10 protein-coding genes are annotated in these 13,350 nt (G+C 58.5%); 4 read left to right on the top strand and 6 right to left on the bottom strand.

Annotated elements, in window-relative coordinates; genetic code table 11:
* Positions 1-87: 87 nt before the first annotated feature.
* Positions 88-1,272, bottom strand: coding sequence for a porin (locus V8J85_RS09550; protein ID WP_339953508.1), 1,185 nt, complete (start codon positions 1,270-1,272; stop codon positions 88-90).
* A gap of 230 nt (positions 1,273-1,502) precedes the next feature.
* On the opposite strand from V8J85_RS09550, the gene V8J85_RS09545 reads away from it, so the two are divergent.
* Positions 1,503-2,156, top strand: coding sequence for a YggS family pyridoxal phosphate-dependent enzyme (locus V8J85_RS09545; protein ID WP_339953507.1), 654 nt, complete (start codon positions 1,503-1,505; stop codon positions 2,154-2,156).
* A complete protein-coding gene (locus tag V8J85_RS09540) occupies positions 2,153-2,797 on the top strand; it encodes an RluA family pseudouridine synthase (protein ID WP_339953506.1) in 645 nt (214 codons plus the stop codon). The genes V8J85_RS09545 and V8J85_RS09540 overlap by 4 nt, the downstream gene beginning before the upstream one ends.
* Here V8J85_RS09540 and V8J85_RS09535 read toward each other — a convergent pair.
* Both V8J85_RS09535 and V8J85_RS09530 read right to left on the bottom strand, forming a co-directional pair.
* A complete protein-coding gene (locus V8J85_RS09535) occupies positions 2,794-3,723 on the bottom strand; it encodes a VOC family protein (protein WP_339953505.1) in 930 nt (309 codons plus the stop codon). The two genes, V8J85_RS09540 and V8J85_RS09535, sit on opposite strands and share 4 nt — an antisense overlap.
* 97 nt (positions 3,724-3,820) lie before the next feature.
* Positions 3,821-5,260: an aldehyde dehydrogenase family protein gene (locus V8J85_RS09530; protein WP_339953504.1), complete on the bottom strand. Its 1,440-nt coding sequence runs from the start codon at positions 5,258-5,260 to the stop codon at positions 3,821-3,823.
* A 103-nt stretch (positions 5,261-5,363) separates the two neighbouring features.
* On the opposite strand from V8J85_RS09530, the gene V8J85_RS09525 reads away from it, so the two are divergent.
* On the top strand, positions 5,364-6,017 hold the full coding sequence (locus V8J85_RS09525) for a peroxiredoxin (RefSeq protein ID WP_339953503.1): 654 nt from the start codon (positions 5,364-5,366) through the stop codon (positions 6,015-6,017).
* A gap of 52 nt (positions 6,018-6,069) precedes the next feature.
* Here the strand turns inward: V8J85_RS09525 and V8J85_RS09520 are convergent, their stop codons facing one another.
* Positions 6,070-6,690 (bottom strand): hypothetical protein, encoded by a 621-nt coding sequence (locus V8J85_RS09520; RefSeq protein WP_339953502.1) that lies wholly within the window; start codon positions 6,688-6,690, stop codon positions 6,070-6,072.
* Between the two features lie 213 nt (positions 6,691-6,903).
* Positions 6,904-9,039 carry a polyribonucleotide nucleotidyltransferase gene (gene pnp / locus V8J85_RS09515; RefSeq protein ID WP_339953837.1) on the bottom strand — a complete coding sequence of 712 codons (2,136 nt, stop codon included), beginning with the start codon at positions 9,037-9,039 and terminating at the stop codon, positions 6,904-6,906.
* Between the two features lie 450 nt (positions 9,040-9,489).
* On the opposite strand from pnp, the gene V8J85_RS09510 reads away from it, so the two are divergent.
* A complete protein-coding gene (locus tag V8J85_RS09510) occupies positions 9,490-11,199 on the top strand; it encodes a vWA domain-containing protein (protein ID WP_339953501.1) in 1,710 nt (569 codons plus the stop codon).
* 30 nt (positions 11,200-11,229) lie between these two features.
* On the opposite strand, the gene recQ is transcribed toward V8J85_RS09510, so the two are convergent.
* Positions 11,230-13,263 (bottom strand): DNA helicase RecQ, encoded by a 2,034-nt coding sequence (gene recQ, locus V8J85_RS09505; RefSeq protein WP_339953500.1) that lies wholly within the window; start codon positions 13,261-13,263, stop codon positions 11,230-11,232.
* Positions 13,264-13,350: the final 87 nt, after the last annotated feature.

Below are 13,350 nucleotides of genomic sequence, written 5' to 3'. Positions count from 1 at the left end.
AGGCCCGCGATGGCGACAAGGCGGGATGCACAAAAAGAAAGAGCGGCCCGGATGGGCCGCTCTGACTTAGATCGTATCGCGTTCAGCTTAGAACGAGAATGTCAGCTCGACAGTCGTACCTTCCTGGTACTCGTCGCCACCGATTTCGTCTTCCTGGCTGCCGTCGTCGTCTTCAGCATAAGACACGAGCAGTTCAGCACCGCCACCGAGGTCATAGGTCGCAGCAGCGAAGAAATCTTCGTCTTCTTCGTTCTCGTTCAGAACACCGGCGAACAGTGTCAGACCGTTACCAACGTCATAAGAACCTTCCAGAGACCACTTTTCAGAGCCTTGGTCGTCCTGGTAGTCAGCTTCAACAGCAAATGGGCCGTCAGCATAAGCAACGTTCAGACCAAGGTTAGCCTCACCGTCCAGGTCGCCGCCTTGCTCGTCAACATAGTAGGCGGTTGCTGTGACAGGGCCGAAAGGATAGGCCACTTTGATACCAGTCGATTGCTGGTCATCGGTGCTGTTTTCAGCGTAAGCAAGTGTAACAGTTGCGCCGCCGAATGTACCTTCACCCGAAACACCGTAGATTTCGTCAGCATTGAAGTCGCCGCTGCCATCAACGAAGTCGGTTTCTTCCTGATATGCAGCTGTCAACGTGACAACGCCAAAGTCAGCTTCGGCACCAAATGCCAACTGCTCCAGCGAGTCATTTGGATCAGCGCCGTCGTCATCAAAAGCGTCATTCACGATGTAAGAAACGGATGCTTTGTAAGCGCCTGCGTCAACATCACCACGGATCACGGCAGAGTCAGTTGCAGTTGTGACGCCGTCAGCTTCCATGTCACCGGCAGACTTCCAGTATTTGTCGCCAGCAACACCCGTGTCACCGAAGAACAAACCACCGTTAGATGCTTCCAAAGACAACACGAAATCGCTCGAACTCAGAGCCAAGCCGCCATCGTTGTCGATTGCGTCATCGTCTTCCGCAATGGTAATTTCGAAGTAAGCGCCTGCTGTCAGACCGTTGTCCAGTTCTGCGGATGCAGTCGTTTTCAGATTACCTTCCCAATAGAAACCAAGCTCGTTGTCGAAGTCGGCGAGCGACTCGTCAACGTCCGGAGTTGCTGGATCGTCGTCATCACCAGACAGACGGCCATCGTTACCGTCAGTGTCGTTGTAGCCCAGCGTCGTTTCCATGCTGAACGAAATTGAAGCGTGACCATCGGCAGCGGCCATGCCTGCGAAGGCGACCAAGGCTGTCGAGGTAAGAAGGATGCTTTTCATGGATATTTTCCCTCGTGTTTTTTTGCATTCCCAAGAATGCCAGTTTTACTAGCATTGGCGATTACCTGCGCTTTCGGCGCTGCACACTCAAGCAAATTGGGCAGCTTCCAAAGCTGTGACCGAAAAATGATGCAACATGGCCACACCGGCTTTTCGGCCATGACATCGCTGTGAAACCGCCCTATTTCAGGCGCGAAACATCCCGTGATCCTTGTTTTCAGGAGTCCGCCATGCCTCTTGCCGATGTTCAGGCGAAAATAGACGCTGCTTGTGATACGGCAGGGCGACAACCCCAAGATGTAGAGCTGATTGCGGTGTCGAAAGTCCAACCGAACGACAGGGTCGTGGCGATTCTCGACGAAGGGCACAGGATTTGTGGCGAAAACAAGGTGCAGGAAGCCGCAGGAAAGTGGCCCGACTTTCGGACGCGGTACAAGGGGATCAAGCTGCATTTGATCGGCCCGCTACAGACCAACAAGGCGCGGCAGGCGATGGAACTGGCGGATGCGATCCATACGTTGGATCGACCTAAACTGGCAAAGACCCTCGCACGGCTCGCGCAAGAACAGGGCCGGTGTCCGGATCTGTTCGTGCAGGTGAATACGGGGGAAGAGCCGCAGAAATCCGGCATCCTGCCGATGGAGGCGGATGCGTTTATTGCCGAGGTGCGCGCGCTTGACCTGCCTCTACAGGGTTTGATGTGCATCCCGCCTGTGGATGAAGAACCGTCACTGCATTTCGCGCTGCTCGCCAAAGTCGCCGAACGCAACGGCCTGACGGGCCTGTCCATGGGGATGAGCGGCGATTTCGAACGTGCGATTGCGCTGGGGGCGACCCACATCCGCGTCGGCTCGGCCATTTTTGGCGAACGTGTTTATTCGTGACCGATTATGATCCGCCGACCGACCCGCTGACCATTCTGCACGACGATCATGAGGTCCTGCTGGTCGACAAACCCAGCGGTCTTTTGTCCGTTCCGGGCAAAGGCCCGGGCCTTGCCGATTGCCTGCTGACCCGGGTACAGGCGTCCTTTCCCACAGCGCTGCTGGTGCATCGGCTGGATCGGGATACATCAGGTGTCATGATCTTTGCGCTGACGCCCCATGCACAACGGCATCTGGGCCTGCAGTTCGAGAAGCGTCAGACGAAGAAGACCTATGTCGCGCGGGTTTGGGGAGAGATGGCGGAAAAGACAGGCACCGTCGATCTGCCGCTGATCGTGGATTGGCCAAACCGCCCCACGCAAATGATCGATCACCAAAATGGGAAACAGGCGATCACCGATTGGCGCGTTGTCCGGGCGCGCGACGGCGAAACCCGTGTGCGGCTGATGCCGCGCACGGGGCGGTCACATCAGTTGCGGGTGCATATGCAGGCGTTGGGCCATCCGATTCTTGGGGACCCGTTCTATGCGGATGGCCCCGCCCGGGACCATCCAAGGCTGATGCTGCACTCCGAAACCTTGCAGTTCCGTCATCCGGACGGGGGCAAAGGCATGCGGATCACGGCGAAGGCGCCGTTTTAGTCGCCCAGAGGCTCCAAGGTTGATTCCAACCGCGACCGCAAATGTTCGTGCTGGCTGGGCAGCTTCAGGTTTTGACCCAGATTCGCTGTGTCCTCATCCCGGTCAAAGCCGGGTTCGTTGGTTGCGACCTCGAACAGCACACCGCCGGGTGAGCGGAAATAGATCGCATAGAAGTAGTCGCGATCAATGACCGGGGTGACCTGATAGCCCGTGTCGAGCAGTGCCTCGCGCACCTCCAGCTGCCGCGCGCGATTATCGACGGCAAAGGCAATATGATGGACTGACCCGGCCCCCTGATCCGCGCGTGGCGCGTTGGGCATGGCCTCCAGGTCGATCGTATTGGCAGCGTTGCCGCCGGGTACGATCATGCGGGTCAGGTCGTCCGTTTTGTCGGCAACCTCGTAGCCCATAAACCCCAATAATTCGCACGTCGCCGCGTCATCGCGCAGGCGGATATCCACACCGTGAAAACCGCGGATCGCGATGTCCTCGGCGACACCGTTGCCTGTCCATGGCATGCGGTCATCGTCCCGTTCGACCAGCGCAAAGCCGTCACCGTCCGGCCCGTCAAACAGTACCCGTTTGTCGCCAAAGCGCGTATCGGTCGAAACGCCAGCGACCTCAAACGTGGCCAGCCGGTCCAGCCATGCCTGCGATGTCCCTTTCGGGATCGCAAAGGTGGTCCGCCCGACCTCACCCGTCCCTTTGCGGCCGCGACCGGCCATGGGGAACGGGAAATAGGTCATGACAGTACCCGGCGTGCCGGCCTCATCACCATAGTACAGGTGATAGACGTCCGGCGCGTCGAAATTCACCGTTTTCTTGACCCGGCGCAGGCCAAGCACGTTGGTGAAGAATGCGTTGTTCTCACGCGCATCGCGGGCCAGCGAGGTGACGTGATGTAGCCCTTTGATTTGTTTCAGCATGGTTCATGCCTCCTATCCTTTACATCAAAGATAGGGGGAATTGGGTCGCACGAAACAGGTGAAAGCGCACCGCATTGGTGCGCCCTTGCACATGAGGTTACTCGGCGGCCCAGCCAGAGATCGCTTTGACCTCGAGGAATTCCTCAATGCCCCAAATGCCGCCCTCGCGGGCTTGACCCGACATTTTGACCCCGCCGAACGGAGACCCGGCGCCACGGGCCTGCCCATTCATCTCGACCATGCCTGACCGAAGCCCACGCGCCATGCGATTGCGGCGCTCACCGTCCTGCGACTGGACATAGTTGGTGAGGCCATAGGGCGTGTCATTGGCGATCTTGATTGCATCCGCTTCATCCTCGAACGGAATGATTGACAGGACCGGGCCAAAGATTTCCTCTTGCGCGATGCGCATGTCGTTGGTGACGTCGGCAAAGACGGTTGGGCGGACGTAGTAACCCTTGTTCATCCCCTCCGGCAGGCCAGGGCCGCCCGCGATAAGACGGGCGCCTTCTTTCATGCCCACCGCGATCATTTCCTGAATCTTGTCCCATTGGGTCTTGTTAACCACCGGGCCGATATGGCGACCAGGCTCGGACGCAGGGCCGACACCGATCTTGCCAGCAACTTCGGCAGCCGTCTCGACCGCCTGATCATAGATCGACCGCTCAACCAGCATCCGCGTGGGCGCATTACAGGACTGGCCCGAATTGTTCATGCAATGGATCACGCCGCGTTTGACCGCCTTTTCGTCAGCATCGGCAAAGATCACGTTGGCACCTTTTCCACCCAATTCCAGCGTCACGCGCTTGAGCGTCTCTGCCGCCGCGGCCGAGATCGCCTTGCCCGCGCGGGTCGAGCCGGTGAAGCTGATCATGGCCACGTCGGGGTGGCGGCTGAGCTGACTGCCGACCCCCGCGCCGTCGCCGTTCACAAGGTTGAAAACGCCCGCTGGCAGGCCCGCGTCATGCACGAATTCGGCAAACAGCAGCGATGATAGTGGTGCTTCCTCAGATGGCTTTAGCACTACGGTACAACCAGCCAACAACGCGGGGATGACCTTCAGCGTCACTTGATTCATCGGCCAGTTCCACGGCGTAATCAGACCGACAACGCCAATCGGCTCCATCGCGATCCGGTCGTTCGGGGCGTGGGGGCCGAGGGGTTTGATCCACTCGACCTCATCAAACGCCTTCAGGAAATTTTCCAGATGCCACGGCAGGCACGGCGCCTGTGACCCGCGCGCCATATCAATCGGCGCACCCATTTCCTGAGAGATCGCCTGCGCCATCTCGTCCTTGCGGGCCTCATACTGTTCGAGGATGCCCTTCACATATCGGGCTCGCTTTGCCGGGTCGGTGACGTCCCAATCGGGAAAAGCGTCAGACGCCGCCGCGACAGCTGCATCCGTATCCGCCTGATCGCCCAGCGAAATCACGGCGCAAGGTTCTTCGGTGGATGGATTGATCACCTGATAATCGCGTGCGGCGGCGGGTGCGGCCCATTCGCCATTTATATAAAACTGACGCTTCTCGATCATCGGCTTTCTCCTGCTGATTTTCGGACAATGCAGCCGCTGGTGGCGCTGCCTGCCCTTGCGGCATATATTGGTGCCAAAGCACCTCATTTGAAGGAGAAATACAATGGGTCTGCGCATCAACGATACTATCCCTGATCTGACGGTTGAGACGGATCATGGCACGTTTTCACTGCATGACTGGATCGGCGATAGCTGGGCGATCCTGTTTTCGCACCCGAAGGATTTTACCCCTGTCTGCACGACCGAATTTGGGGCCGTAGCGCAGCTTGCTGACGAGTGGGAAAAGCGCGGGACAAAGGTGATCGGCGTCAGTGTGGACGGTGTCGAGGACCACAAGAAATGGAAGGGCGATATCGAAAAGGTCGGCGGCGCGCCAGCCGGTTTCCCGATTATCGCCGATGACGGGTTAGAGGTTTCGAAAGCCTTCGACATGCTGCCTGCCGAGGCCTATCTGCCCGACGGTCGCACCCCTGCGGACAGCGCGACGGTGCGGTCTGTCTTTATCATCGGACCGGACAAACAACTGAAATTGTCGATGACCTACCCAATGACCGTGGGCCGCAACTTTGCCGAAGTGCTGCGCGCGCTGGACGGGTTGCAAACGTCGATCGGTAAGGGTGTCGCAACCCCCGCAAACTGGAATGTCGGCGATGACGTGATCATCCCCGCGACCGTCAGCAACGAAGACGCCAAGGCCAAATTCGGCGATTTCACGACCGTGCTGCCCTATCTGCGGACCACGCAGCTGAAAGATTGAAAAGAAGGGCCGCTGCCCTGATGACAGCGGCCTGTCGCAAAGTGGATCGTGCTTAGAATTTATATGCGACCGTCAAGCCAACATGCGGAAAGATGCCAAGGTCTTCGAAATCGTCCTTGATGTCCTGCAGGTCCTGATCGTTGTCGACATCGTCCTGAGCATCGGGAGCATCCGCGGTAAAGTCCACATTGATACCGCCGGTAAAAATCACACCAGCTTCGATGTTGAGGTTCCATTGTGGCAACATCTCAAATTCGTAACCTGTTGCGATCATGGGTGAAACATCGTTGTTGAACTCTGCAGAGGTAGTCACCCGCTGTTCGGTGCCGCTCACGTTTTCCGTGCCGCTCGCTTCGAACTCACCAGTCGAGAAGAAGACGCCGCCAGATATGCGCCAGCCGCCTTGTGTCGGGTAATAGTCGGTCAATAGTGCCAGGCCACCAAGTCTGACATCGCCTTCGATATCGGTCTCGCCGTCGTCTTCTTCGTAGGACAAACTGACGCCGCCCCAATATGCACCACGAACGGCAAAACTTGGATCGATGCGATAGGCAGCTTCGACACTTCCGCCAAAGCCCGACACACCCAATGCGATGGACGTTTCACCTGCGTCCTGTGCAGACGCACCCGATGCAGCCAACAGAAGCGCACCGGCAAAAGTCATAGATTTCATTTCGTACTTCCTTACGTATACGTACAGCCCCGGCCGTGCCCGTGCTAGTGAATTTGCGGGTATTGATCACGTGGAAATCCGCCTTGGTCAGCGAAGACCAAGAGTTGTGATCAATTCACAACAGTTCTCCGTTCAGTTGCAGTTTCCCAAAAAAACGAAAGAGGCCCCGATGCGCACATCGAGGCCCCTGAAAAAGCACTTCGGAAGAGGTGTTTAACCCTCTGCCGCTTCCTCTTTCTTGATCTCTTCACCGGTGTCCTGATCGACCATCTTCATGGCCAAACGAACCTTGCCGCGATCATCGAAGCCCAGCAGTTTCACCCAGACTTCCTGACCTTCTTTCAAAACGTCCGACGGATGATTCAAACGCCGGTTTTCGATTTGGCTGACATGAACCAGACCGTCGCGCTTGCCGAAAAAGTTCACGAAGGCACCAAAGTCGACCAGTTTGACGACGGTCCCTTTGTAAATCACACCTTCTTCGGGCTCGGCCACGATCGAATGGATCATGTCATAGGCCTTCTTGATCGCCTCGGCATCGTTGGATGCCAGCTTGATCACACCATCATCGTTAATGTCGACCTTGGCACCAGAGGTTTCCACGATCTCGCGGATGACCTTACCGCCTGAGCCGATGACTTCGCGGATTTTGTCCGTCGAAATCTGCATCGTTTCGATCTTGGGTGCGTGGACGCTGAATTCGTTGGCATCGGTCAGCGCCTTCGACATCTCACCAAGGATATGCAAGCGACCTGCTTTTGCCTGAGCCAGCGCTTCTTTCATGATCTCCGGCGTGATGCCTGCGATCTTGATGTCCATTTGCAGCGACGTGATCCCGTTTTCGGTGCCCGCCACTTTGAAGTCCATGTCGCCCAAGTGATCCTCATCACCCAGAATGTCGGACAGAACGGCGTAGGACCCGTCATCTTCCATCACCAGACCCATGGCCACGCCGGCGACGGGCGCTTTCAATGGCACGCCGGCATCCATCATCGACAGCGATCCGCCGCAAACCGAAGCCATCGAGGAAGAGCCGTTGGACTCCGTGATCTCGGACACGACGCGGATCGTGTAAGGGAAGTCCGTGGCTGCTGGCAGAACCGCCTGAAGCGCGCGCCATGCCAGCTTGCCATGACCGATCTCACGACGACCGGGTGAGCCGACGCGACCCACTTCGCCGACCGAATAGGGCGGGAAGTTATAGTGCAGCATGAAGTTCGATTTATACATGCCTGTCAGCGAGTCGATCATCTGTTCGTCGTCGCCGGTGCCGAGCGTCGTGACGACCAGCCCTTGCGTTTCGCCCCTTGTAAACAAGGCCGAACCGTGGGTTCGGGGCAGAATACCGGTCTCGGACACAATGGGCCGGATCTGATCCAGTGCACGCCCGTCGATCCGTTTGCGGTTCTTGACGACATCGCCGCGCAGGACGTTTGATTCCAGCTTTTTCAGGGCTGCGCCGAGGTTGCCGTCTTCCTGCTGTTCTTCTGTCAGGCTGGCGACGATCTCTTCTTTCGCAGCGCCAACAGCGCTCGTACGTTCCTGCTTGTCGGTGATCGCATAGGCCGCGCGCATCTTGTCTTCGCCTGCCGATTTGACCGCCTCGTAAAGGTCCGCATAGTCAGGGGCTTCGAAAGAGAACGGCTCTTTCGCGCATTCTTCGGCCAGACCGATGATCAGGTCGATGACCGGCTGGATTTGTTCGTGGGCGAATGTGACGGCGCCGAGCATTTCTTCCTCGGTCAGCTCATAGGCCTCGGATTCGACCATCATCACCGCGTCTTTGGTGCCTGCGACCACAAGGTCTAGCCGTTGTTCAGGGTTCATGCGCAAATTGTGCATGTCGTCGATTTCCGGGTTCAGGATGTATTCACCATCCTCAAAGCCCACGCGGGCCGCTGCAATCGGCCCCATAAATGGTGCGCCAGAGATTGTCAGCGCCGCCGATGCCGCGATCATCGCGACGATGTCGGGGTCGTTGACCATGTCGTGCGACAGAACCGTGCACATGACCAGAACTTCGTTTTTGAAGCCGGGGACGAACAGTGGACGGATGGGGCGGTCGATCAGGCGGGCGGTCAGCGTTTCCTTTTCGGTCGGGCGTGCCTCGCGCTTGAAGAAGCCGCCGGGGACTTTACCGGCGGCGTAGTATTTTTCCTGGTAGTGGACGGTCAGGGGGAAGAAATCCTGCCCTGGTTTCTGTGACTTAGCGAATGTCACGTTGGCCATGACAGAGGTTTCGCCAACTGTGGCGATGACCGTGCCGTCGGCCTGGCGGGCAACCTTGCCCGTTTCCAGTGTGAGCGTTTCCTGCCCCCACTGCATTGATTTTTTCACTTCGTTGAACATCATGTTTTCCTGTTTGGCCACATTGAGGCCTTTTGCGTAGGGGGCGTATTCCCCCTCATCCCGGTATCTTCTTTGTCAGGCGCTGGGATGCGGGCGCCGCACTTTCAGATTGGCGGGCCATAACGGAAATCCAGGGCTTTGGAAAGAGGGCCGGAAAAGGTTAATTGCCGCAGCGTCGGGGCACGGAGCGGTGCACGAAGGAAGGGGTGAAAAACCGAAAATCGCAGCTTAGCGCCCGGATGGCCGTTAACCCCTGTGTTTTCTGCGAATTTCGCTATCGGAATTGCATATGAATTCCATATGACTCAGATACTCGCTTTGCACCGGTAACGGACCGCACGGTGCGTTAAGTTAAGTTATGGTTAATTGCCCTCGATATGCCGTTCGTTGCGACCGGCCGGGCATATGTATAGCATGATGCATAAGTTATTTAGCCAAAAGGAGATTTTGATGCGGCTGATTTCCACATTTGCGATTCCGTTTCTCTGTTTTGCCAATCCCGTGGTCGCGCAGGGCGACACGGCGACATCCGATGTGCTGTTCGTTCTGGATGGGTCGGGGTCGATGTGGGGCCGGGTGGATGAGGTCGAAAAGATCGTCGTCGCCAAGGAGGTCATGACGGGCCTGATCGACGGGCTGCCCCAGGATATCGATGTGGGTCTGATCGCCTATGGTCATCGTGAGCGCGGTGCTTGTTCCGATATTGAGGTGATCGCGACACCGGGTGAGACGGCGCGTCCTGATCTGTTGGGAGCGCTGTCCGGGATCACCCCGCAAGGTAAGACGCCGATTGCCGATAGCCTTGTACGGGCCGGTGAATTGCTGCGCGAGAATGAGGATCTGGTATCCATCGTGCTGGTTTCGGACGGGATCGAAAGCTGTGATGGTGATCCTTGTGCCACGGCGGCGACTTTGCGGGAGCAGGGGATTGATGTGACAATCCACGTGGTGGGCTTTGACGTAGATGAGGCGGCTGATCAGCAGCTAAGCTGTATCGCCGAAAACGGCGGTGGCGAATATTATCAGGCCGGTTCTGCCGATGCGCTGAACGCGGCATTGACGACGGTGCGCGAGACGATTGTCGAGGCGGCAGAGGAGCCTGCACCAGAACCCGTTGTAACAACGCTGATCCTTCCCCTTGGCAATATGGTGCGGGGTGAGGACGTGATCGGGGGTATCGATGTTGTCGACGCCGAGACGAATGAAACCATCGTGCGTCTGACCGGCACGACGGAAGAGCAGGTGCAACCGGGCACATATGTGCTGGAATTCGACAACTTTATCTCACCGCCGTTACCCGTCGAAGCTGGTGAAGACTATGTCATTTCAGCTGTCGACTATGGATTGGCCAGGGTCGTCTTGGATGGCGAACAAATCGGTGGTGTCGACATGATCGTGGATGCGACTGATGAAAAGGTCACCCGCCTTGCCGGGACGAACGTGCGGCAGGTGCCTCCCGGCACATATCGTCTTGAGTTTGATAACTTTACGTCCCCACCCATCGTCGTGGAGCCCAGTGGGGACTACACATTTGCGGCCTCGGATTTTGCGTTGGCGGATATCGTATTGGACGGGACTCAGGTGGGGGGTGTCGATGTGATCAATGCGGATACGGGTGAGAAGCTGACCCGCCTGGCGGGCACCAATGAAAAGCAGATTCCGCCCGGGACCTATATCTTCGAATTTGACAACTTCACCTCGCCACCGCGGGTGATCGAAGGGTCGACATCTGTTGTCGTCTCGCCGTCCGATTATGGGCTGGCCGATATTGTCATGAACGGCACGCAGGCAGGCGGTGTCGACATGATCGATGAGGAAACCGGTGAAAAGCTGACCCGTCTGGCGGGTCAGAATGAACAGCAAATTCCACCGGGCACGTATCGCTTTGAGTTTGATCACTATACCTCACCACCGCGCGCGATTGCGCCGGGCGATGACGTTGTCATTTCACCCTCCGATTACGGCCTCGTGACGGTGAGCAAGGTGGCCGGGATCGACGGTGCACTGGGCCTTTATCAGGACGGTGAGCGTGTCGTGAACCTGACCGGGACAAGCGAACGCCAGATCGCGCCGGGCACCTACACCATGGTTTATAAGCGCAATGAGTTGGGCCAGGTTACTTTGACCGAAGGTGAGGTAAGGGTGTTTGCGCTGGAATAGCGGGGCGTGTGCGTCGGCTATGGCATTTGCTTAACCTGCCTCCAGCACCTCGAGAAACGCATCCCCGAACCGTTCCGCGTACTTTTCGCCGATCATGCGTGTCAGCATGTCGCGGTCGGGTTGGTGCAGTTGCGCGACCTTGGACAGCATCCCGGCAGAGCAGCTCATCGGTTTATCGGTGCCATTGGGGCCTCGGGTGAGTTCGGCCTGCGCGGCGAGGAGCCGGTCATAGGTGGTGCCCGCATCGCGCCCAGCGAGTTTGCGGCGGGCAGGGTGCATATCCTCGACCGCGCCTGCGATGACCTGAAGGAAATCCTTGCCGTAGCTTTCGAGTTTTTTCGCGCCGACCCCGCCGATCTGGGCCATTTCGTCCAGATTGCGCGGCTTGCGTTCGGCCATTTCGATCAGCGTGCGGTCGTTGAAGATGATGTAGGCGGGGGCGTTGGCCTGTTCGGCGAGGTAGCGGCGTTTGGCTTTCAGCGCCGACAGTAGCGGTGCGTCGTCTTCGCTGACCAGCATCCGGACCTTCGGGCCCGTTTTGGCCGTGCGGATCGTGTCGCGGCGTAGTTCGATGGTCGCCTCGCCCCGCAGGATGGGCCGGGCATGTTCGGTCATCCGCAGCGCGCCGTGCCGTTCCCGGTCGGGCCGCAGCAGGTCGTGCCCCATCATCTGCCGAAAGATCGCCTGCCATTGCCGTTTGTCATAGTCCTTGCCGACGCCGAAGGTGGGCAGGCTGTCGTGGCCGCGCTGCCGGATCTTGTCGGTCATATTGCCGAGCAGGATGTCGATCAGGTGGCCTGCGCCGAACCATTCGTCGGCGCGTAAGGCCGCGGAGAGCGCCATGCGAACGGGTGTCGTGCCGTCGAACACCTCAGCCGGTTTGTCGCAGAGGTCGCAATGGCCGCAGGGCTGGGCCTCTTCCCCGAAATAGCCGAGGAGGGTTTGGCGGCGACAATGTAGTGCTTCGGCCAAACCTAAGAGTGCGTTCAGCCGCCCGTGATCTGCCGCGCGCCGTTCGGGTGGGGCGAGCCCTTCGTCGATTTGCTGGCGCCGGTAGCGGATGTCGTCGGGGCCGAAGAGGGTGAGTGTTTCGGCTGGATCACCGTCGCGCCCGGCGCGGCCGATTTCCTGGTAATAGGCCTCGATCGATTTGGGCAGGTCGGCATGGGCGACCCAGCGGATGTCGGGTTTGTCGATGCCCATGCCGAACGCAATGGTGGCGCAGACGATTAGACCGTCCTCTTGCTGGAAACGGGTTTCGACGGCGCGCCTGTCTTCGGCCTCCATCCCGCCATGGTAGTGGCAGGTGGGGTGCCCGGCCTCGGCCAGGGCTTTGGCCAGCGTTTCGGTCTTGGCGCGGGTGCCGCAATAAACGATGCCGGATTGCCCTTTGCGGGCGGCGGCGAAGTTGAGAATCTGGTTGCGCGGCCCGTCCTTGACCGCAAAGGCAAGGTGGATGTTGGGCCGGTCAAAGCCGCGCAGGAAGGTGGCAGGTTGGGTGCCGCCGAAGAGTTTTTGGACGATTTCCTGCTGCGTTTCGGCGTCGGCGGTCGCGGTGAAGGCGGCGAGGGGGACATCGAGCGCGGTTCGTAGCTCGCCGATCCGCAGGTAATCAGGTCGGAAATCGTGGCCCCATTGGCTGACGCAATGCGCCTCGTCCACGGCGATCAGGCTGACATTGGCGCGGTGCAGCATCTGGGTGATGCCCCCGGCGGCGAGCCGTTCTGGGGCCATGTAGAGGAGTTTGAGGGTGCCATCGGTAAGGGCATCCCAGACAGCATCGGTTTCCTCTTGCGTGTTGCCCGAGGTGAGCGCGCCCGCGGCAACCCCTGACTCGCGCAGGCCGCGGACCTGATCGCGCATCAGCGCGATGAGGGGGGAAATGACGACGGTCACCCCGTCGCGGACAAGGGCGGGGAGTTGGAAACACAGCGATTTCCCACCGCCGGTGGGCATGATCGCAAGAGTGTTTTTGCCGCCGGTCACGGCATCGACAATTTCTTCCTGACCGGGCCGGAAGGCGTCGAATCCAAAGACGTCACGAAGAAACGTGGCAGCGTTCATCGGGGGAGTGCCTGTTAATTTCTGCTCTTGAGCGTGACAATCCCACGCTAAGAATCCGTAAACAAGGCCTTGGGAGTCGCAGGATAC

This window comes from Yoonia sp. 2307UL14-13, assembly GCF_037572755.1.
Taxonomy (GTDB): domain Bacteria; phylum Pseudomonadota; class Alphaproteobacteria; order Rhodobacterales; family Rhodobacteraceae; genus Yoonia.
The sequence above is the reverse complement of the archived record's forward strand: the minus strand, read 5'-3'. Positions and strand labels throughout refer to the sequence as shown.